Here is a 20,519-nt window from a genome sequence, read left to right on the forward strand (position 1 = left end):
AGCGTCCCCGCTCCCGGCCGCGAGCGCCGCTCGCCCCTCGCTCGTCCCTGCTGTTCCCCACTCCCTGCCCGATCCCCTGAACGAAGGTCCTGTCATGCTGCGTATCGCCGTCCCCAACAAGGGGTCCCTGTCCGAGCCCGCCGTCGAGATGCTGCGCGAGGCGGGGTACCGCCAGCGTCGTGACCCGCGCGAGCTGGTGCTGGCGGACCCGGACAACGACGCCGAGTTCTTCTTCCTGCGCCCGCGCGACATCGCGGTGTACGTGGGTTCGGGCACGGTCGACGTCGGGGTGACGGGTCGGGACCTGCTGCTGGACTCGGGCGCGGACGCGGTGGAGCACATGCAGCTCGGGTTCGGGGGGTCGACGTTCCGGTACGCGGCGCCGGCGGGGACGATCACGTCGTTGGAGCAGGTGCAGGGGCTGCGGGTCGCGACGTCGTACGAGGTCCTCGTGGAGGGGCACCTGCGGGCGCACGGGGTGGACGCGACGGTGGTGCACCTGGACGGTGCGGTCGAGTCGGCGGTGCAGCTCGGGGTGGCGGACGTCGTCGCGGACGTGGTGTCGACGGGCACGACGCTGCGGGGTGCGGGCCTGGAGGTGTTCGGCGACCCGATCCTGGTGTCGGAGGCGGTGCTGATCCGGCCGCGCAAGGTTGCGGAGGCGGACGTCCCGGCGGGGGTGGAGGTGCTGTCCCGTCGCCTGCAGGGGGTGCTGACGGCGCACGAGTACGTCCTCATGGACTACGACGTGCCGGTGTCGCTCGTGGACCGTGCGGTCGCGATCACGCCGGGTCTGGAGTCGCCCACGGTGTCCCCGCTGCACGACCGGGACTGGGCGGCGGTGCGGGCAATGGTGCGCCGCGACCGCACGAACCAGGTCATGGACGCCCTGTACGACGTGGGTGCGCGCGCGATCCTCGTGACCCGGATCCACGCCTCGCGCCTCTGATCTCGTGCCGTCGGTGGGTGGTCGGCGGGTGTGAGACGGTGGCGGCATGAGCACCGACCCGTTCCCCGACCCCGGCCTGCCGGGCGACCGCGACGACGACCCGTACCGCACGTTCCGGCCCCGGTTCGGCCTGGTGTCGGCCTGGGCGACGGGCGTGGTCGTCGTCGGCGGGTGCGTCGTGGTGGGGCTGTCCGCGACGGGGCCGCTCGGCACGTCGTGGGTGAACCGGCTGTCCATCGCGGCGTTCGCGCTGTTCGCGGCGTGGCTGCTGTGGCGCCTGGGCGGCGTGCACGCCGTCCCGACGCGCGAGGGCCTGCGGGTGCGCAACGTCATCTACACGCGCCGCCTCGCCTGGCCCCAGATCGTGTCGGTCCGCTTCGGCTCCGGCGACGCGTGGGTGCGCCTCGACCTCGCAGACGGGTCCACCCTCGCCGTCATGGGCATCCAACGGGCCGACGGCGCCCGGGGCGAGGCGGAGGCGCGTCGCCTCGCCGCCCTGGTGAAGGCGCACGGCGAGGCCCACGAGTAAGCACCGCAGGCGCGCGGCTCCCGTACCCGCGCCACGGGTCACCCCGTACCGACGACGACGGCCCCCGGATCGAGGAGATCCGGGGGCCGCCGTCGTACGCCGGCGGGACTGCCGCCGGCGGCGCGGGTCAGAACGCGGCGCGGTGGCGCGGCTTGCGCTCGCCCCGGTCGTCGGCACGGTCGAACCGGTCACGACGCTCGTCACGACGACCCGACGGGCCGTGCCCGGCACGCGGGCCCCGGGACGCGGGCGCGCCCTCGTCGAGACGGATGCGCAGCGCCTTGCCCGCGACCCGCGCCCGCGAGATGCGGTCCATCGTGTCCGCGTCGAGCGGCGCGGTGATGTCCACAAGCGAGAACGACGGGAAGATGTCGATCTTGCCGACGTCCGACCCGGCCAGACCCGCCTCGTTCGTCAGCGCGCCCACGATCCCGCCCGGCATCACACCGTCCTTGTGCCCCACCGACAGGCGGTAGCGCGTCCCGACGGCGTCGCGGCGGATACCGCGCGTCCCGTCACCCTCGCGCCGTCCCGACGCACGGTCACCGCGCGACGGACGCTCGCCCGCGCGCTCCGTACGACGCGCCTTCGACTGCTCGCGCGCCGCGGCCCGCTCCGCCTCGAACCGCTCCTGCTCCTCACGGGCACGCGGACCGTCGTCACCGACGGCGAGCGCCGCCATGGCCGCGGCGAGGTCGACCGGGTCGACGTCGTGCTCGGCGAGGAAGGTGCGCACCATGTCGGCGTACATCGACAGACGGCCCGCCTCCTGGCGGGCGGGGACCTGCCCGAGCAGCGCCCGCACCTTGTGCGCGGACACGTCCGCGGGGGAGGGGATCTCGATCTCCTGCAGCGGGGTGCGGGTCGTGCGCTCGATCGCGCGCAGGCGCCCGCGCTCGTGCGGGGTGACGAAGCTCAGGGCCTCGCCGGTGCGGCCCGCGCGGCCGGTGCGGCCGATGCGGTGCACGTACGCCTCGGGCTCGCCCGGCAGGTCGAAGTTCACGACGAGACCGATGCGGTCCACGTCGAGGCCGCGCGCGGCGACGTCGGTCGCGACGAGGACGTCGAGCGCACCGGAGCGCAGTCGCTCCACGATCCGCTCGCGCTCCTTCTGCGCGACGTCGCCCGAGATGGTCGCGGCCGAGATGCCGCGCTCGACGAGCGCGGACCCGACCTCCTCCGCGGCGCCGCGCGTGCGGGTGAACACGATCGCGGCCTCGGCGTCGGACGTGGCGAGCACGCGCACGAGGGAGCCGGTCTTGTGGCGGAACGGCACGACGGCGTACGTCTGGCGCACGCTCGTCACCGTGGAGGACTGGCGGGCGACGGCGATCTCGACCGGGTCGGTGAGGTGCTCGTTCGCGACGCGGCGGATCGGGGCGGGCATCGTCGCGGAGAACAGCGCGACCTGACGCTCGCGCGGCGCTCGGGAGAAGATCGTGTCGACGTCCTCCGCGAAGCCCATGCGCAGCATCTCGTCGGCCTCGTCGAGCACGAGGAAGCGCACGTCGTCGAGCACGAGGGTGCCGCGCTCGATGTGGTCGATGACGCGCCCGGGCGTGCCGACGACGACCTGCGCCCCGGCCGCGAGCGCCCGCTGCTGCGGCTGGTAGGGCGAGCCGCCGTACACGGCGACGACGTCGACCTTGGGCAGGTGGGTCGCGAACGACTCGACGGCGTCGGCGACCTGCATCGCGAGCTCGCGCGTCGGGGTGAGGACGACGGCCTGCACGCGCCGCAGCGTGGGGTCGATCGCGGCGAGCAGCGGGAGGCCGAACGCGGCGGTCTTGCCGGTGCCGGTCTGCGCGACGCCGGTGATGTCGCGGCCCGCGAGGAGCGCGGGGATGGCCTCGGCCTGGATCGCGGACGGGGTGACGAACCCGAGGTCGGCGACGGCGCGCTCGAGGGGCGCGGGCAGGCCGAGGTCGGAGAACACGGGGCCGGTGGGAGCGGTCTGCTCCGCGACGGCGGGGGAGGTGTCGGTGGAGTGGTCGAGGGCGTGCGAGGGCGCGACGACGTCAGCAGTCATGAAAGGGTGAGGACCGTTCGTTTCGGGGTGTGGAGTGGCGTGCGGTCACCGGGTCGGTTCTCGCAGGTCGCACTCCCGAACACACCAGGCCGGCCACCGCCACGATCGGGGAGATCAGGGGGGTCGGCCACTCTCACGGACACACGCGGGACGAGCGACGAACTCCAAAGGTCCACCCATCGTACCGGAGCGCGCGGGCGGGCCACGGGGCCGGGCCCGGTGACGTCCCTCACCCGCACCCGCCCCGCCGGCACCCGGCCCGCCCCGGACACCGGGCGAAGCGGGTGATTTCGGGCCCTGCGGGGCGCCGCGCCGCGAAATGAGGGCCCAGGTCACCGGGGCCGGTACGTAGGATGGTCGCGCGCGGCAGGTCGCCGCGACGGCGCGACGCGAGCACGGGGCGGTGGGTGTGACGGCAGGGCAGCAGGTCAGCTCGCGCGTCCTGACCGTCCCGAACGTCATCAGCCTCCTGCGGCTGCTCCTCGTACCCGTGTTCGCGGTCCTCATCGTGCGCGGCGACGACGTGTGGGCCCTGGTCGTCCTCGCCGTGTCCGGGGCGTCGGACTGGCTCGACGGCGTGCTCGCGCGCCGCCTGGACCAGGTGAGCCGCCTCGGGCAGATGCTCGACCCCGCCGCCGACCGACTCTTCATCCTCGTCACCCTCCTCGGGCTCGCGTGGCGCGACGTCGTGCCCGTGTGGCTCGTCGTCGCGATCGTCGCGCGCGACGTCCTGCTCGCGGGACTGCTGCCGCTGCTCGCCCGCCACGGCTACGGGCCGCTGCCCGTGAGCTTCGCGGGCAAGGCCGGCACGTTCGCCCTGCTGTACGCGTTCCCGCTGCTGCTCCTCGCGGAGATGCCCGGCTGGCTCGGCGACGTCGCCGCCGTCACCGGGTGGGCGTTCACCTGGTGGGGCGTGGGCCTGTACTGGCTCGCGGGCGCGCAGTACGTGCTGCAGACCCGGGCGCTCGTCCTGCGCGACCGCGCCGCCCGCACCGACCGGCCCGGGACCGCGACGAAGGAGACGCCGTGACCGACACGCGACCGGACCAGCCCGCCGCCGCGCGCCGCGCACCCGTCGACGCGTCCATGACCCTCCTCAACGAGGTCATGCACCGCCCCCTCGACCCCGGGTACGCCGCCGCGGCCGCGCGCCGCGCCGCCGGGCAGACCCCGCACCGCGGGCGCACCGGCACCGTCGCGCTCGTCGCCCTCGCCGTCGTCCTCGGCGTCGTCACCACCGCCGCCGCCGTGCAGCTGCGCGCCCCCCAGCCCGGCGTCATCGCCGCACGCGAGACCCTCGAGCAGGAGATCCTCGAACGCCAGGCCACCGCCGAGGAGCTCTCCGCGCGCGGCGCAGAGCTGTCCGGCGAGATCGAGCAGCTCCAGGGCGCGGCCCTGAGCGGCGCGAGCGCCGACGTGCTCGACAGCCTCCAGGAGGAGGGCGCGCTCACCGGGACGCAGCCCGTCGAGGGCCAGGGCGTCGTCGTCACCCTCGACGACACCGGCGGCGGCCTGTCCTCCGGGGCCACCGACGCGAGCTCGCTCGTGCACGACTCCGACCTGCAGCGCGTCGTCAACGCCCTGTGGGCCGGCGGCGCCGAGGCCGTCGCGATCAACGACCAGCGCCTGACCGGCCTGTCCGCGATCCGCAGCGCCGGCGACGCCGTGCTCGTCGACCTGCAGCCCCTCGTCGGCCCCTACCGCGTCGAGGCGATCGGCGACCCCGACGCGATGCGCACCTCGCTCCTGCGGTCCGGCACGTCCGACTTCCTCCAGCTCCTCGGCACCCAGTACGGCATCCGCTCCGGCGTGACGACGCAGAGCCGCCTCGACCTGCCCGGCCGGTCCGCGCCCACGCTGTTCTTCGCGCACGCCCCGGAGACGACCGTAGACTCCGACGCACCCGCCGAGGAGACCGGCCCCGCGCCGGGCACGACCGACGGGTCCGGGACCCCATCCGCACCGCACGAGACAGGGCAGGAGATCGTCGAATGATCGCAGTCGTCGGACTGGTGGTGGGCATCGTCGCGGGCCTCGTCCTGCAACCCACCGTGCCCGTGTCGCTGCAGCCCTACCTCCCCATCGCCGTCGTCGCCGCCCTCGACGCCCTGTTCGGCGGCCTGCGCGCCCGGCTCGACGGCCTGTTCGACGACAAGGTCTTCCTCGTGTCGTTCCTGTCGAACGTCGTCGTCGCCGCCCTCATCGTGTTCCTCGGCGACCAGCTCGGGGTCGGCAGCCAGCTCTCGACCGCCGTCGTCGTCGTCCTCGGCATCCGCATCTTCTCCAACGCCGCCGCGATCCGGCGCCACATCTTCAAGGCGTGAGCATGAGCCGCGACCCCCGCGACCAGGCTCCGGGCGACCGGCCCGAGCACCCCACCACGCCCGCGGACGGTGACGACGCCGCCGTCGGCACCCCCGCCGTCCCCGGCACCGAGCCCGGCACCGACGACTCCCACGACGCCGAGCCCGCCCCGGCCCGCACCGACGACTCCGACGAGGACGCGGCCACCGCCGCCGAGACCGACCCGGGCCCGGGTGCGCCGTCGAGCACGCCCCACGACGACCCGGTCGACCCCGCAGCGGTCCCCGGCGACCCCACGACGCCGAGCGACGCACCGGCAGCCCGCGACGAGACCACGGTCACCGCCGACCACCCCGAGGATGACGGCACCACCGCGGCCCGCACGACCCCGACCGGCGCCGCGCCGACCGACACGCCCGCGCCGAGCGCCCCGGACACCAGCGACCCGGACACCAGCGACCCGGGCACCAGCGACCCGGACACCCCGGTGTCGAGCGACCCCACCGCCCTGGGCGACGCCGCAGCAGCGGGGGAGCGCCCCGCACCCGACGGCCGCGCCGACCGGCTCGACGACGCGCGTCCCGCCGCCACCACGCCGAACCTCCCGACGCCGGGCGCGACGACCGGCGCGACGTCGGACGCGACGACCACCCCGGCAGCCGCGGCGCCCGAGCAGGACGCCGAGACCTCGCCCACCGCCGAGCCGGACCCGGTCACCGGGGCGACGGCCACCGTCGGGCGCCACGGCACCCCCACCCAGCCCGAGCCGCGCGGGCTGCGCGGCCTCGGCCGGGCGATGCGACCGCGCGCGTCGCGCTCCCAGGTCATGGTCGGCGTCCTGTGCGCGCTCCTCGGCTTCGCGCTCGTCGTCCAGGTGAGCCAGACGCAGGAGGACCAGCTCTCCTCCCTGCGCCAGAGCGACCTCGTGCGCCTGCTCGACGACGTCACCCAGCGCTCCGGCGAGCTCGAGGACCAGGTGTCCTCGCTCGAGGCCACGCGCGACGAGCTGCAGTCCGGCTCCGGCCGCGAGCGCGCCGCGCTCGAGCTCGCCGAGCAGCAGGCCGAGACGCTCGGCATCCTCTCGGGCCGGCTGCCCGCCGAGGGCCCGGGCGTCGAGATCGAGGTCGTCGAGGGTGCCGAGCCGCTCAAGGCGTTCGGCCTGTTCAACGTGCTGGAGGAGCTGCGCAACGCGGGCGCCGAGGCCATGGAGGTCAACGGCGTGCGCCTCGTGGCGAGCAGCTACTTCGAGGACACCTCCGACGGCGTGGTCGTCGACGGGCAGGTGATCTCGTCCCCGTACCGGTGGACCGCGATCGGCGACCCGTCGACGCTCGAGACCGCGCTCGAGATCCCCGGCGGCGCCATGGCGTCCCTGCGCGCCGACGGCGCGCGCACCACCGTCACCCAGCAGGACCGGGCCGAGGTCTCCGCGACCGTCGAGCCCCGCGCACCCCGGTACGCGACCCCCGTCCCCGCCGACGAGTGACCCGGCTTCCCGCGGGCCCACGGGCCGGGGTAGGTTGGGACGACCGAGGGTCGCACGCACCGCGTGACCTGCAGGTGTAGTAGTTTTCGAGCACCAGTTTCCCGCACCCGGGGCTCGCCCCCCGGTGCGGTTTCCGAGCTCGAGCACGACGTGCGTGAGCCCCGAGGAGGCGTGATGAGTGTCCCAGGCGGTCCTGAGGTGCCGAACCGGGCGACCAGCGACACGACGGTCAGCTTCGGCCGGATCGAGGCCCCGATCGAGGAGGGCGTGCAGCCCGGGGGCCTGAGCCCCGAGGAGCACGCCGCCGTCGCCGCCCTGCCCCGCCACTCGGCCCTGCTCATCATGCAGCGCGGCCCCGGCCAGGGCTCGCGCTTCCTCCTCGACGCCGAGCGCACCGTCGCCGGGCGCTCCGAGCACGCCGACATCTTCCTCGACGACGTCACCGTGTCACGCAAGCACGCCGAGTTCGTGCGCGAGGGCGAGCACTTCGTCGTGCGCGACGTCGGGTCCCTCAACGGCACCTACGTGAACCGCAGCCGGATCGACGCCGTCGCGCTCGGCACGGGCGACGAGGTCCAGATCGGCAAGTACCGGCTCACGTTCCACGCCAGCCCGCACGCGGCGGCGTCGGCGGGCGGCGCGGCCTCCCCGTCGTGAACATGTCGACCGGCGCCGCGCACGCCACGGCCCCGGAGCCCGCGGACGGGCCCGAACCGTGGCCCCAGGGGATCTCGCGCCGCGCGACCATGCGCATCTCCGACGTGCTGCGCGCGCTGCGGGCCGAGTTCCCCCACGTCAGCCACTCCAAGCTGCGCTTCCTCGAGGAGCAGGGCCTCATCGAGCCGGTGCGGACCGCGTCCGGCTACCGCCAGTACAGCCCCGCCGACGTCGAGCGCCTGCGCTTCGTGCTCGTCGAGCAGCGTGACCGCTACCTGCCGCTGAAGGTCATCAAGGACCGTCTCGCCGCGCTCGACGCCGGGACCGACGCCGAGACGCTCGCCCCCCGCCTCGCGACCACCGACGGCGAGCCCGGGTCGGCCGCCGTCCGCCAGCGCTACACCGTCGACGCGCTCGTCTCGGCCGCCGGGGTCGAGCGCGAGCTCGTCGAGGGCCTCATCGAGGCCGGCGTGCTCCGCCAGGCACCGGGCGGGCAGCTCGACGCGCGCTCGCTCGACGTCGTCGTGCTCGCCGCCGGCCTCGCGGACTACGGCATCGAGCCCCGCCACCTGCGCTCCCTGCGCACCGCCGCCGACCGCCACGTGAGCCTCGTGCAGCAGGTCGTCTCGCCGTGGCGCGGGCAGCAGAGCCCGTCCGCGCGCGCCCACGCCGGCACCGTCGCGTCCGAGGTCGGCGAGCTGTGCGCGCAGTTGCACACCGTCTTCGTGCGCCAGGGCGTCGACGACCTCACCCGCTGACGCCCGCACCCGCCCCGCCGCACCTCCCGCGACGCCCTCCGCGTGTCGCGCGCACGCCCGGTGCGCACCCCCTGCCGGATGCCGGGCGGAGTCGTACGGTGGTGGAGTGAGCGACGACGTCCCGATGGTCCCGGTGGAGGTGCTGGGGGTCCGTCAGCAGCAGCGCGACCAGGAGATCGTGGTGCTGCTGCTCGACGACGCGTCCGAGCTCGTGGTGCCGATCGTCATCGGCCCGCGGGAGGCGAGCGCGATCGCCATGGCGCAGGCAGGGCTGCCCACGCCGCGGCCCATGACGCACGACCTGCTGCGGGACCTGCTCGACGCGGTGGGCGTGCGGCTCGAGCGGGCGGAGATCGTCGCCCTCGACGGCGGCATCTTCTTCGCCGAGCTCGTGCTCAGCAACGGCGTGCGGCTCGACTCGCGCGCGTCGGACGCGATCGCCGTCGCGGTGCGCACCGGGAGCCCGGTGCTGTGCTCGGCGGAGGTCGTGGCGACGGCGGGCGTCGAGGTCGTCGACGTCGCGCAGCAGGAGGAGGTCGAGAAGTTCCGCGACTTCCTCGACCACGTCCAGCCCGAGGACTTCTCGGTGGACGAGTAGAGCGGTCCCGGTGCGCGGCGGCCCGACCCTCGGGTCGTGGTCGAGGCTTCGGGACACACCGGACAAGACAGACCTTCGACCTCAGGTCGAGGGTTCAGCGGTCGGCGCGACGACGTGGCGGGCGCGACACGCCCGCACGCCCGGGGCGTCGGTCGTTGACGGCCCCCGACGGCGCCCATAGTTTGGTCGTGACATCACCCCAGGAGGCGACAGTGAACAGCAGCGGTGAGGCGAGCGTCGGTGTCGGCGCGGCAGTTCCGCAGGGCGCGCAGGGCCTCCTCTTTGGGGAGGACATCACCGAGCAGGACACCACGACCGGCTACCGCGGCCCGACGGCGTGCCGCGCGGCAGGCATCACGTACCGCCAGCTCGACTACTGGGCCCGCACCGGTCTGGTCGAGCCCACCGTCCGCCCGGCGTCCGGGTCGGGCTCGCACCGTCTGTACAGCTTCCGCGACATCCTCGTGCTCAAGGTCGTCAAGCGCCTGCTCGACACCGGGGTGTCGCTCCAGCAGATCCGCACGGCCGTCGAGCACCTGCGCGAGCGCGGCGTGGACGACCTGGCGCAGATCACCCTCATGAGCGACGGCGCGAGCGTCTACGAGTGCACCTCGCCCGACGAGGTCGTGGACCTCGTCCAGGGCGGCCAAGGCGTGTTCGGGATCGCCGTCGGGCGCGTGTGGCGCGAGGTCGAGGGCACGCTCGCCGAGCTGCCGACCGAGTCCCTCGAGGACGAGGACGGCACCGCGACGAGCCCGCAGGACGAGCTCGCCCAGCGCCGTCAGGCCCGCACCGCGGGCTGACCCCTCGCCCGGCCCGACCGCGGGCGGACCGTCCGCGAGCGCCGGGGCACCCCCGCGAGGCGTGTGGACCTCGTCACAGCGGGTGCGGTGACCCGTCCGGCGACGCCGTGGGAGGATCGCCCGGTACGCGGTGCGTGGCGCCCTCCCCGGCCCGACGACGCCGCCACGCTCGACGGATGGAGTGCCGGTGTTCTCGAAGGTCCTGGTCGCCAACCGCGCGGAGATCGCCGTCAGGGCGTTCCGCGCCGCCTACGAGCTGGGGGCCCGCACCGTCGCGGTGTTCCCGCAGGAGGACCGCAACTCCGAGCACCGGCTCAAGGCGGACGAGGCGTACCTCATCGGGGAGCCCGGTCACCCGGTGCGGGCGTACCTGGACATCGAGGAGATCGTGCGCGTGGCCCGGGAGGCGGGCGCGGATGCCGTCTACCCGGGGTACGGGTTCCTCTCGGAGAACCCCGACCTGGCGCGGGCGTGCGCGGAGGCGGGGCTGACGTTCGTCGGGCCGCCGCCGGAGGTGCTCGAGCTCGCGGGCAACAAGGTGCGGGCGCTCAAGGCGGCGCGCGAGGCGGGCCTGCCGGTGCTCGCGTCGAGCGAGCCGTCGGCGGACGTCGACGAGCTCGTCGCGGCCGCGGACGAGATCGGGTTCCCGGTGTTCGTCAAGGCGGTCGCGGGTGGTGGCGGTCGCGGGATGCGGCGCGTCGACGTGCGCGAGGACCTGCCCGAGGCGCTGGCGGCGGCGATGCGCGAGGCGGACGGCGCGTTCGGCGACCCGACGGTGTTCCTGGAGCAGGCGGTGCTGCGGCCGCGGCACATCGAGGTGCAGATCCTGGCGGACGGCGCGGGGAACGTCGTGCACCTGTACGAGCGGGACTGCTCGTTGCAGCGTCGTCACCAGAAGGTCATCGAGATCGCGCCGGCGCCGAACCTCGACCCGGCGGTCCGGGACGCGCTGTGCGCGGACGCGGTGCGGTTCGCGCGGCACATCGGGTACCAGAACGCGGGCACGGTCGAGTTCCTCGTCGACACGGTGGGCGAGCGTGCGGGGCAGCACGTGTTCATCGAGATGAACCCGCGCATCCAGGTGGAGCACACGGTGACCGAGGAGGTCACGGACGTCGACCTGGTGTCCGCGCAGATGCGGATCGCGGCGGGCGAGACGCTGGGGGACCTGGGCATCCGGCAGGAGGACGTGCGCGTCAACGGCGCGGCCCTGCAGACCCGGATCACGACGGAGGACCCGGCGAACGGGTTCCGTCCCGACACGGGCCGGATCATCGCCTACCGGTCCCCGGGCGGGGCGGGCGTCCGGCTCGACGGGGCGACGGCGACGGCGGGGTCGGTCGTGTCGGGCCACTTCGACTCGATGCTGGTGAAGCTCACGTGCCGGGGGCGGGACTTCCCGACGGCGGTGCGGCGCGCGCGTCGTGCGCTGGCGGAGTTCCGCATCCGCGGCATCCGGACGAACATCCCGTTCCTGCAGGCGGTCCTCGCCGACCCGGAGTTCGTCGCGGGCAACGTGGCGACGTCGTTCATCGACGAGCGGCCCGAGCTGCTCGCCGCGCGCGAGAGCGCGGACCGGGGTACGCGCCTGCTCGCGTACGTGGGGGACACCACCGTCAACCGGCCGCACGGGGAGCCGCGGGTCACGAGCGACCCGGCGGCGAAGCTGCCGCCGTTCGACCTGACGGTCGAGCCCCCGCCCGGGTCGCGCCAGCAGCTCCTCGAGCTCGGCCCGGAGGGGTTCGCGCGGGCGCTGCGGGGCGAGCAGCGGCTGCGCGTCACGGACACGACGTTCCGCGACGCGCACCAGTCGCTGCTCGCGACGCGCGTGCGCACGCACGACCTGGCGGCCGTCGCTCCGTACGTGGCGCGGGCGACGCCGCAGCTGTGGTCGGTCGAGGCGTGGGGCGGGGCGACGTACGACGTCGCGCTGCGCTTCCTCGGGGAGGACCCGTGGGAGCGGCTCGCGACCCTGCGTGCCGCGATGCCGAACCTCGCGATCCAGATGCTCCTGCGCGGGCGCAACACGGTTGGGTACACGCCGTACCCGACGCGCGTCACGGAGGCGTTCGTCGAGGAGGCCGCGGCGACGGGCATCGACGTGTTCCGCATCTTCGACGCGCTCAACGACGTCGACCAGATGCGTCCGGCGATCGAGGCCGTGCGCGCGACCGGCACGACGGTCGCGGAGGTCGCGCTGTGCTACACGGGCAACCTGCTCGACCCGGCCGAGGACCTGTACACGCTCGACTACTACCTGCGCCTCGCGGACCGCATCGTCGACGCCGGTGCGCACGTCCTCGCGATCAAGGACATGGCCGGGCTGCTGCGCCCCGCCGCCGCGAGCCGGCTCGTGACCGCGCTGCGCGAACGGTTCGACCTGCCGGTGCACCTGCACACCCACGACACGTCCGGCGGTCAGATGGCCACGCTGCTCGCCGCCGCCGCGGCGGGCGTCGACGCGGTCGACGCCGCGAGCGCCGCGATGGCGGGGACGACGAGCCAGCCGCCGCTGTCGGCGCTGGTCGCCGCGCTGGAGCACACCGAGCGCGACACCGGGCTGTCGCTGCCGGCGGTCGCGGACCTCGAGCCGTACTGGGAGGCGGTGCGCCGCGTGTACGCGCCGTTCGAGTCGGGTCTGCCCGGGCCGACGGGGCGCGTGTACGAGCACGAGATCCCGGGCGGTCAGCTGTCGAACCTGCGTCAGCAGGCGATCGCGCTGGGTCTGGGGGACCGGTTCGAGCAGATCGAGGCGATGTACGCGGCCGCGGACCGGATCCTGGGGCGGCTGGTGAAGGTGACGCCGTCGTCGAAGGTCGTGGGCGACCTCGCGCTGCACCTCGTGGCGGCGGGCGCGGACCCGGCGGAGTTCGCGGCGGACCCGCAGTCGTTCGACATCCCGGACTCCGTGGTCGGGTTCCTGGGCGGCGAGCTGGGCGACCCACCCGGTGGCTGGCCGGAGCCGTTCCGGTCGCGCGCGCTCGCCGGCCGTGCGGCGCGCGCGGGGGTCACGCCGCTCTCGGCCGAGGACGAGGCGGAGCTCGCGCAGGAGGGCGAGGTGCGCCGTCGTCGGCTCAACCACCTGCTCTTCGCGGGGCCGACGAAGGAGTTCGAGCAGGTGCGCCAGGCGTACGGGGACGTGTCGGTGCTCGACACCCCCACGTACCTGTACGGGCTGGAGCCGGGCCAGGAGGTCGCGGTCGCGCTCGGCAAGGGCGTGCGCCTGCTCGTGGGCCTCGAGGCGATCGGCACGCCCGACGAGCGCGGGATGCGCACGGTGATGTTCACCCTCAACGGCCAGCTGCGCCCGATCCAGGTGCGCGACCGCGCGGTGGACGTGGACGCGCGCACCGCGGAGAAGGCGGACCCGACCCAGCCGGGCCAGGTCGCGGCGCCGTTCGCGGGTGCGGTGACGCCGGTCGTCGTCGTGGGCGACGTCGTCGAGGCGGGGCAGACGGTCGCGACCGTCGAGGCGATGAAGATGGAGGCGGCGATCACGACGCCCGTCGCGGGCACGGTCCAGCGGGTCGCGATCGGCGCGGTGCAGCAGCTGGAGGGCGGCGACCTCGTCCTCGTGGTGGGCTGAGGGGCCGGGCCCCGCACGGGCGGGGCGGGTAAGGACGACTCGAGGAGGTTCCATGCAGGTCACGTTCCACGGGCACGCGTGCGTCACGGTGCGCCACGGCGGTCAGGTCGTCGCCATCGACCCGGGCACGTTCAGCGACGCCGCGGCCGCGCTGGCGGACGCCGGCACGGTGCTCCTCACCCACCAGCACCCCGACCACGTGGACACCGGCGCCCTCGGCGACGCCCTCGCGGCCCGGCCGGAGCTCACGGTGTGGGCGCCCGAGGAGGTGGCCGCCGCGGTGCGTCCCGCGCTGCCCGACGGCGCGGCGTCGCGCGTGCACGTCGTCGCGCCGGGGGACGGCCTGGACCTCGGCGGCCTGGAGGTCGGGGTGGGCGGCGGCCGGCACGCGGTGATTCACCCGGACGTCCCGCGGATCGCGAACGTCACGTACCTCGTGCGCGGGGACGGGGCGACGCTCCTGCACCCGGGCGACTCGTTCGACGCCCCGGACGCGGGCGTGCTGGGCGGGCAGCGGCTCGACGTGCTGCTCGCGCCCGTCTCGGCGCCGTGGCTCAAGCTCGCCGAGACGATCGACTTCGTGCGCGCGCTCGACCCGCGGGTCGTGGTGCCGGTGCACGACGCGCTGCTGTCGGACGTCGGGCACGGCCTCGTGAACCGGCTCCTGGGGGAGCAGCGCACCGGCGGCACGTACGAGTACCGACCCCTGGCGACCGGGGAGTCGATCGACGTCGCCGCGGGCGCCCTGGACGGCGCGGCCGGGGTCGTCGCGCGCGAGCTGCGCGACGAGCACCCCGAGTTCGGGGAGGTCGCGCTGCTCGAGACCGACGAGACCGTGCCGCCGCGGCCGGAGGAGGAGGCGGCCGACGTGCTGCGCTCCGACCCGGCCCGCTGAGCCGCGGACCCCGCCCGCCGTCGTCGTCGCCCTCCGGCGGCGGCGACGGTGGTGCTGCTAGAGCAGCGGGCGCAGGGGAGTGAGGACGATCTCGCTGAGCTTCGCCGCCACCGAGCGGGAGTCCCACTCGTCGAGCGTCAGCTCGCGCGAGTTCGACAGGTCGACCTCGAAGACCTTCTCCATCTGCTCGGCCACTCCCGGGTCCGTGATCTCGAGGTTCACCTCGTAGTTCCCCGTGAGGGACAGCCGGTCGATGTTCGCCGTGCCGATCGTGGTCCACGCGCCGTCGATGGTCGCGGTCTTCGCGTGCACCATGGCGTTGCGGTACAGGTGGATGCGGACCCCGCCCTTGAGCAGCGCCGTGTACAGGCCGCGCGACAGCCAGTCCGCGAGCACGTGGTTCGAGCGCTCGGGCACGAGGACCCGCACGTCGACGCCGCGCGCCGCGGCCGCGAGCAGCGCGGCCAGGATCTCCCGGTCGGGGATGAAGTACGCCTGCGTGATGTAGACGTGCGAGCTCGCGCGGTCGATCGCGTCGAGGTAGATCCCGCGGATCGGGAACACCAGGTGCGCCGGTGCGTTGCGGGCCGCGCGCAGCCGCGGCTCCCAGTGCACCGACCCCGGGTCGGCGAGCAGCGGCTGGTCCGACGCGCGGTTCGCGTTCCAGAAGTCGACGAACGCGTTGCGCAGCTCCCACGCGCTCGGTCCCACGAGGCGCACGTGCGTGTCGCGCCACTGCGTCGCGTACAGGGCGCCGATGTTGTACCCGCCCACGAAGGCGATCTCGTCGTCGACGACGAGGATCTTGCGGTGGTCGCGGCCGGACTTGCGCACGTTGAGCATGAGCACGCCCGGGCGGAACACCGGGTACCGGATGACGTGGATCGGCTCGGGCAGGTCGAAGAACGCCTGCGGGACGACGAGGTTCGCGAAGCCGTCGTACACGACGAACACCTCGACGCCGCGCTCGCTCGCCTCGACGAGCGCCTGCTTGAACTCCTCACCGAGCGCGTCGGCCTTCCAGATGTACGTCTCGAGCAGGATGCGGCGCCGCGCACCGCGGATCGCGCCGAGCATCTCCCGGTACACGTCCTCGCCGTACGTGAAGACGGTCGTCGTGGTGCCCGCGACCTCGACGTCGGCGGGGGCCGAGCGCGGGAACGACGCCTCGGTGGCGTTGCGGCGCTTGCGGATCGCGTCCGCGGTGACGAGCACGCCCGCGACCGTCACGGGCGCCGCGACGGCGACCACGAGCGCACGGGAGAGCAGACGGCGGGCGGTGCGCAGGGCGGAGTCGGCGGACAGGTGCACGCACTCACCGTAGCGGGCGGCACCCCGGGCGCGACCGGAAGACGGTCGCGCCGCGGGTGAGATCCCGCACGGGCCGTCCCCGGCGCGTCCCCGGGCTGTCCGCGGTGCGTCCCTGGGCTGTCCGCGGTGCGTCCTCAGTGCGAGCGCAGCGCGCGGACCAGCTCCGCCTTGCGCATGGAGGACCGCCCCTCGATGCCGATCTCCGCGGCGCGCTTGCGCAGCTTCTCGACGGTCCAGTCCTCGTAGTCGCCGGCCTTGCCGCCCTTGCGGCCCACGCTCGTGCGCGACGAGCCCGCCGCGGCGTTCGCGATGCGGGCCGCCTTCTCCTTCGAGTCGCCCTCGTCCCGCAGCTTCTCGTACAGGTCGGGGTCCTTCACGCTCGGACCCGGGTCACGCTTCGGCACGACGGCCTCCTTCACCTCGGTCCGGCGGCCCGGACGGCTGCGCCGGTCTCCCGACAGGTTCTCGCCCTCGGCGCCCTCTCGCACGCGGACGCCTCCGACCGCGCGGACGTCGCTCCAGCACGACGACGCGCGACGACCCTGCGTCCACGTGCCCCACGTGCCCCGCCAGGGCGGTGAACCCCGACGGGTCGCCGTCGCCGACGACGTCCCAGCGCACGTCCCCGTCCTCGAGGGAGAGGGCGACCGTCCGCGAGCGCCGCGACGAGCCGTCGGAGACGACCAGGGCGAGCGTGGCGCCGTCGGTGAACGCGGCCGCGACGCCCCGGGTGAGATCGACCCGGACGCCCGTGGTGCCCGGGCCGTCGTCCGCCGTCGTGGTGGTGCTCCCGGGCGCCGTGACGACGCCCGGCGCGGCAGGGCGACCGGCGGGGGAGCTGCGCGGCCACGACCACACGGGCTTGCCCGAGCGCGCGTCCAGGGCGACGACGCGCTCACCGGTGACGACGACAGCGCGGTCGGCGGCGAGCGCGACGACCTGGGCGACGGGCTGTGCGAGGCGCCACCGCTCGCGCAGCCCGTCGCCGGTGCCGTCCGCGGCCGCGAGGGCGCGCACGCCGTCGGCGGTGGCGACCAGCCACGGGGCCGCGTCGTCCTCGGGGCCGACGAGCGGCCGCAGGAGCCGACCGTCGACGGCGGCGAGCACCGCCGCGTCCGGGGCGACGCGCTCGGTCGTCGCCTCGCGCCCCGGCGGCAGCACGCGGGTGCGCAGGAACGTCCCGTCGGGCAACGGGACGACGTCGGTCGTGACGGCCGGGCCTGGCGCGTCGAGACGGGTACCCCCAGCGGTGAGGACGGCGCTGACGCGACAGCCCCGCACGACGAGCAGGCCGTCCTCGACGGTGGCGGCGGCCTGCCCGGCGACCTGGGGCCGGCACATCGGGGTGCGTTCCGCGTCGTCGGGCGGGACGTCGTGCCGCCAGCGCACGCGCGCCGTGCGGGCGTCCTGGAGCGCGAGGTGCACGACCCCACCGGTGCGGGCCCACCGCGGCACGGTCCCGTCGGGCGCGGGGACCGCGCGGCCGAGCGTGTCGCCCAGCGGCACCGGCCCGGTGACCGGGCCGTCGGGGCCGACGACGTGCGCGACCGGGGCGAGCGCGGGTCCCGTGAGGCACACGAGCACGTCGGTCACCGGGCCCGCCGACTCGTCGGGGGTCGGTCCGCACGTGGCGGTGGCGTCGAGAGCGAGCCAGCGCCGGTCGCCCGAGGCGGCGTCGCGCCCCTCGACCCCGGCGGCGGTGATCGTGACGACCACGTCGTCGACGACGGCGACGCGCGGGGTGGCGGCGTCGGCGGACCAGGCGGGGGCCGGGGGCACGGCGAGCGAGCGGACGGCGCCGGGGTGGGCGAGGCGGGCCTGCTCCGCCGTCGAGGCGCGCCACGAGCCGACGGCGCCGAGCGCGACGGCGAGCGCGAGCAGGGGCGCTCCGACGCGCGCGAGGAGGGCGCGTCGTCGGGCAGGGGCCGCGCGCCCGGGTGCCCCCTCCGCGGGTGTGCCGCGCCCGCCCGGCGCGGGCTCGTCGTCGGGGACGAGCTCCACCCGGTGGAGCGGGGCCATGCCTGTGACGCTACGCCCCGCCCGGCCGGGTGTCAGCGCCCCTGAGGGCACGCCCGCGTACGGGGCGGTCAGGCCTCGCTGGGTTCGAGCGCCGCGGAGAGCGGGTGGGCCCGGATCGCGGCCGCGAGCTCGCCCTCGATGCGGTCGAGGTAGACGCCGGTGGTCGCGATGGACGCGTGCCCGAGGAGCTCCGCGACGACCTTGACGTCCCAGCCCTCCGCGGCGAGCAGCGTCGCGGTCGTGTGGCGCAGCGCGTGCGGCGTCGCCTCGCGGCGGTACTGCGCGGGCATGCGCTCGACGCAGCGCCGCAGCAGCCCGCGCACGGCCTGGGCGTCGATCCGGCGGCCCCGCCATGACAGCAGGAGGGCGCGCTGCGCGTCCGGGTCGTCGGGCCGGCGGGCGAGGAGCGTCGGGCGCAGGCGCGCGAGGTACTCCTCGAGCGCGTCCGCGAGCGGGGGAGAGAGCGTGACGGTGCGGACGTGGCCGCCCTTGCCCTGGATGCGCCACCGCGTCTGGTCCGGCTCGCGGGAGAAGTCGTCGAGGTTCGCCCGCTCGAGCTCGGACACGCGCGGGCCGAGGACGAGGAGGAGCGCGACGACGAGGCGGTCGCGGAGCTGGAGGTCCTGGTCGCGGCGCGAGACGGCGGGCTCCCCGGGCGCGCGGGCGGCGGACACCTCGAGCAGCGACGCCGCCGAGCCCGCGGACAGCGCGGTGCGCGCGACGCGCAGCCCGTCGCGCAGGCGGGCCGGGGGAGCGGCCCACTGCATCGGGTCGGCCTGCACCCAGCCCTCGCGCGCGGCGTGCGCGAAGAAGCGCGTCACCGACTGCCGGAACCGGTTCACCGTCGCTGCCGAGCGGCCCGTGCTGCCGGGCTTGCGCGACGCGTCGGCGTACCGGCCGTCGGGCGTGGTTTGGTAGCGCAGCAGCACGTCGTCGACGTCCTCGCCCGTGACGTCGTCCAGGACCCGGGCGGGTCCCGCGAGGCGCGCGAACTCCGCGACGTCCCGCTCGTAGCTGCGGCGCGTCGTGGGGGACAGGATGCCGCGCAGGGTCTGCGCGGCGACGGACGCGAGATAGCGGTCGGCTGCCTCGGCGACGGTGATCCGCTCGAGGCGGGGCGGGGCGACCATGGTGCGGGCCTCCTGGGGGACGGGTCGCCGTCAGCCTAGGACGCGCCACCCACAGCGCTGCCCGCCTGCGGCGCGCTGACCTGCACCGACGCTCTCGTGGTCGTCAGCCGCGCGCCTCGGTGCCCGCGGCGAGGTGCGCGACGTCGCCCAGGGCGACGACGGCGCGATTGTGGAAGTAGCCGTCCTCGCGCAGCGTCGTGATGCTGCCCGAGGGCACCGGGAAGGCGACGTGCCCCGCGGCGTCGACGGGCATGCCGATCCAGGCCGCGACGACGAACGTGGCGGCGAAGCCGTGCGTCACGACGACCTGGTGGTCCACGTCCCGGCGCAGGAGGTCCGTCGTCGCCGCGTACACGCGCAGCGCGACGTCGAGGCGGGTCTCGGCGCCGGCGACACCGACGTCGTGCCGCAAGCGGTCGCCCGTCGCGGGCGGCGGGACGAACCGTGCGTCGAGCCACGCCTGGGGGCGACCGCCTGCCTCGCCGTAGGACGACTCGCGCAGCCGCGGGTCGAGGCGCACCGCCACGCCGAGCGCGTCGGCGATCGCGGTCGCGGTGCGGCGCGTGCGCAGGAGGTCGGACGTGACGACGTCCGTGCTGGCACCGGCCGGGACACGCGCGCGCAGCGCCGCCGCGACGAGGTGCGCCTGCCGCTGCCCGGCGGGGGTGAGGTCGGAGTCGTGCTGGCCGCCGACGAGTCCGTCGACGTGGTGCGTCGCCTCCGGGTGGGTCACGACGTGCACGGTGCGCTCGCGCACACCGACGAGGTCGGGCAGCGGGGGAGCGAGGAGTGGTCGGGGAGCGTCGGGCACCGGGACAGGGTGGCACACGGCCCGGAGGACGGTGATGCCGAGGGGAGCGTCGCGGCGGACGGCGTGCACCCTGACGCAGGGGGAGCGGCGCCTGGGGCGGAGATTGATGACTCGGGCACACTCGGCAGCGGGAGGGCGGCCCGAGCAGCGGCGATGATCCGATGCGCGGTCACCGCGCGCACTTGCGCGTCACCATGGTGTTGACCTAAACACAATGGTTTGGGGCCTATGTCCGATTCTAGGCATCGTAGCCGATGGTGCGGTCCCGAACCACCCGTCGGGTGCGCGGCGCTGCGACGGGTCGCGGCGAGCTCGCGGACGGCGGTCGGTCGGCAGGCTCGTCGGCGGGGTCCGTGGGTCGAGCCCGCACGGGGGACACCGTGCGCCAGGTCCACACGCCGGCCGCCGCGAGGCCACCGGCGGCGCCGATGACGAGGAACGCCAGGACGGTCAGGACGAGCACGGGCAACCAGACGAGCGTCGCGCACGTCGTCAGGACGCGTCCAGACCGACGGGCGTCCGGTGCGGGGGCCGCGAACACCGACGTCGCCGAGCCGAAAGCCGCCGAGACGGAACCCGAGGACGCTGGTGCGATCGTCGTGTCGATGCCGGTCCGTGACGCACGCCGCAGGGATCGCGCCGCGCGGTCAGTCG

At 75.3% G+C, this 20,519-nt stretch carries 18 protein-coding genes; 12 read left to right on the top strand and 6 right to left on the bottom strand.

Translation table 11 applies throughout. From position 1 onward, the window contains the following. The first annotated feature begins 94 nt into the window (after positions 1-94). Entirely contained in the window at positions 95-949 is an 855-nt protein-coding gene (gene hisG / locus RSE42_RS09420; RefSeq protein WP_009865157.1) for an ATP phosphoribosyltransferase, read from the top strand. Positions 950-995: 46 nt separating this feature from the next. Further along, entirely contained in the window at positions 996-1,478 is a 483-nt protein-coding gene (locus tag RSE42_RS09425) for a PH domain-containing protein (RefSeq protein ID WP_009865158.1), read from the top strand. 127 nt (positions 1,479-1,605) lie between these two features. Here RSE42_RS09425 and RSE42_RS09430 read toward each other — a convergent pair whose 3' ends face one another. After that, complete coding sequence (locus tag RSE42_RS09430) at positions 1,606-3,507, bottom strand: DEAD/DEAH box helicase (protein WP_061267296.1); 1,902 nt, start codon at positions 3,505-3,507, stop codon at positions 1,606-1,608. Positions 3,508-3,916: 409 nt separating this feature from the next. Here RSE42_RS09430 and RSE42_RS09435 point away from each other — a divergent pair, with 409 nt between their 5' ends. From RSE42_RS09435 to RSE42_RS09480, 10 genes are all read left to right on the top strand, one after another. Further along, positions 3,917-4,537, top strand: a complete 621-nt coding sequence (locus RSE42_RS09435; RefSeq protein WP_034656174.1) for a CDP-alcohol phosphatidyltransferase family protein — start codon at positions 3,917-3,919, stop codon at positions 4,535-4,537. Then, positions 4,534-5,502 carry a DUF881 domain-containing protein gene (locus RSE42_RS09440; RefSeq protein WP_232422894.1) on the top strand — a complete coding sequence of 323 codons (969 nt, stop codon included), beginning with the start codon at positions 4,534-4,536 and terminating at the stop codon, positions 5,500-5,502. The genes RSE42_RS09435 and RSE42_RS09440 overlap by 4 nt, the downstream gene beginning before the upstream one ends. Further along, entirely contained in the window at positions 5,499-5,831 is a 333-nt protein-coding gene (locus RSE42_RS09445; protein WP_021483549.1) for a small basic family protein, read from the top strand. The genes RSE42_RS09440 and RSE42_RS09445 overlap by 4 nt, the downstream gene beginning before the upstream one ends. A 2-nt stretch (positions 5,832-5,833) precedes the next feature. Next, positions 5,834-7,297 carry a DUF881 domain-containing protein gene (locus tag RSE42_RS09450; RefSeq protein WP_415298745.1) on the top strand — a complete coding sequence of 488 codons (1,464 nt, stop codon included), beginning with the start codon at positions 5,834-5,836 and terminating at the stop codon, positions 7,295-7,297. Positions 7,298-7,471: 174 nt separating this feature from the next. Beyond that, positions 7,472-7,954, top strand: coding sequence for an FHA domain-containing protein (locus tag RSE42_RS09455; protein WP_021483194.1), 483 nt, complete (start codon positions 7,472-7,474; stop codon positions 7,952-7,954). Positions 7,955-7,956: 2 nt separating this feature from the next. Then, entirely contained in the window at positions 7,957-8,712 is a 756-nt protein-coding gene (locus RSE42_RS09460) for a MerR family transcriptional regulator (RefSeq protein WP_061267299.1), read from the top strand. 124 nt (positions 8,713-8,836) lie between these two features. Beyond that, positions 8,837-9,310, top strand: a complete 474-nt coding sequence (locus RSE42_RS09465; protein ID WP_024839673.1) for a bifunctional nuclease family protein — start codon at positions 8,837-8,839, stop codon at positions 9,308-9,310. A 212-nt stretch (positions 9,311-9,522) separates the two neighbouring features. Continuing rightward, positions 9,523-10,113, top strand: a complete 591-nt coding sequence (locus RSE42_RS09470) for a MerR family transcriptional regulator (protein WP_021482353.1) — start codon at positions 9,523-9,525, stop codon at positions 10,111-10,113. Between the two features lie 187 nt (positions 10,114-10,300). Then, positions 10,301-13,699 carry a pyruvate carboxylase gene (locus RSE42_RS09475; RefSeq protein WP_034656186.1) on the top strand — a complete coding sequence of 1,133 codons (3,399 nt, stop codon included), beginning with the start codon at positions 10,301-10,303 and terminating at the stop codon, positions 13,697-13,699. Between the two features lie 52 nt (positions 13,700-13,751). Next, entirely contained in the window at positions 13,752-14,594 is an 843-nt protein-coding gene (locus RSE42_RS09480) for an MBL fold metallo-hydrolase (RefSeq protein ID WP_085387967.1), read from the top strand. Positions 14,595-14,651: 57 nt separating this feature from the next. On the opposite strand, the gene RSE42_RS09485 is transcribed toward RSE42_RS09480, so the two are convergent. The 5 genes from RSE42_RS09485 to RSE42_RS09505 form a co-directional block, all read right to left on the bottom strand. Then, positions 14,652-15,899: a phospholipase D-like domain-containing protein gene (locus tag RSE42_RS09485; protein ID WP_369824973.1), complete on the bottom strand. Its 1,248-nt coding sequence runs from the start codon at positions 15,897-15,899 to the stop codon at positions 14,652-14,654. A gap of 140 nt (positions 15,900-16,039) precedes the next feature. Beyond that, on the bottom strand, positions 16,040-16,309 hold the full coding sequence (locus tag RSE42_RS09490) for a Rho termination factor N-terminal domain-containing protein (protein WP_021482649.1): 270 nt from the start codon (positions 16,307-16,309) through the stop codon (positions 16,040-16,042). Beyond that, positions 16,296-17,924 (bottom strand): hypothetical protein, encoded by a 1,629-nt coding sequence (locus tag RSE42_RS09495; protein WP_415298748.1) that lies wholly within the window; start codon positions 17,922-17,924, stop codon positions 16,296-16,298. The genes RSE42_RS09490 and RSE42_RS09495 overlap by 14 nt, the downstream gene beginning before the upstream one ends. A 68-nt stretch (positions 17,925-17,992) precedes the next feature. Further along, complete coding sequence (locus tag RSE42_RS09500; RefSeq protein ID WP_085387964.1) at positions 17,993-19,054, bottom strand: tyrosine-type recombinase/integrase; 1,062 nt, start codon at positions 19,052-19,054, stop codon at positions 17,993-17,995. 103 nt (positions 19,055-19,157) lie between these two features. Continuing rightward, positions 19,158-19,865 carry a histidine phosphatase family protein gene (locus RSE42_RS09505; protein ID WP_415298750.1) on the bottom strand — a complete coding sequence of 236 codons (708 nt, stop codon included), beginning with the start codon at positions 19,863-19,865 and terminating at the stop codon, positions 19,158-19,160. Positions 19,866-20,519 lie beyond the last annotated feature (654 nt).

It is taken from the genome of Cellulosimicrobium sp. SJTW-1 (assembly GCF_047716875.1).
In the GTDB taxonomy this organism is placed as follows: Bacteria; Actinomycetota; Actinomycetes; order Actinomycetales; family Cellulomonadaceae; genus Cellulosimicrobium; species Cellulosimicrobium funkei.

Coding starts and splice junctions, on each gene's coding strand:
- RSE42_RS09500 (WP_085387964.1), bottom strand. CDS start 19,054: ATGGTCGCCCCGCCCCGCCTCGAGCGGATCACCGTCGCCGAGGCAGCC.
- RSE42_RS09495 (WP_415298748.1), bottom strand. CDS start 17,924: ATGGCCCCGCTCCACCGGGTGGAGCTCGTCCCCGACGACGAGCCCGCG.
- RSE42_RS09460 (WP_061267299.1), top strand. CDS start 7,957: ATGTCGACCGGCGCCGCGCACGCCACGGCCCCGGAGCCCGCGGACGGG.
- RSE42_RS09465 (WP_024839673.1), top strand. CDS start 8,837: ATGGTCCCGGTGGAGGTGCTGGGGGTCCGTCAGCAGCAGCGCGACCAG.
- RSE42_RS09450 (WP_415298745.1), top strand. CDS start 5,834: ATGAGCCGCGACCCCCGCGACCAGGCTCCGGGCGACCGGCCCGAGCAC.
- RSE42_RS09455 (WP_021483194.1), top strand. CDS start 7,472: ATGAGTGTCCCAGGCGGTCCTGAGGTGCCGAACCGGGCGACCAGCGAC.
- RSE42_RS09445 (WP_021483549.1), top strand. CDS start 5,499: ATGATCGCAGTCGTCGGACTGGTGGTGGGCATCGTCGCGGGCCTCGTC.
- RSE42_RS09480 (WP_085387967.1), top strand. CDS start 13,752: ATGCAGGTCACGTTCCACGGGCACGCGTGCGTCACGGTGCGCCACGGC.
- RSE42_RS09425 (WP_009865158.1), top strand. CDS start 996: ATGAGCACCGACCCGTTCCCCGACCCCGGCCTGCCGGGCGACCGCGAC.
- RSE42_RS09430 (WP_061267296.1), bottom strand. CDS start 3,507: ATGACTGCTGACGTCGTCGCGCCCTCGCACGCCCTCGACCACTCCACC.
- hisG (WP_009865157.1), top strand. CDS start 95: ATGCTGCGTATCGCCGTCCCCAACAAGGGGTCCCTGTCCGAGCCCGCC.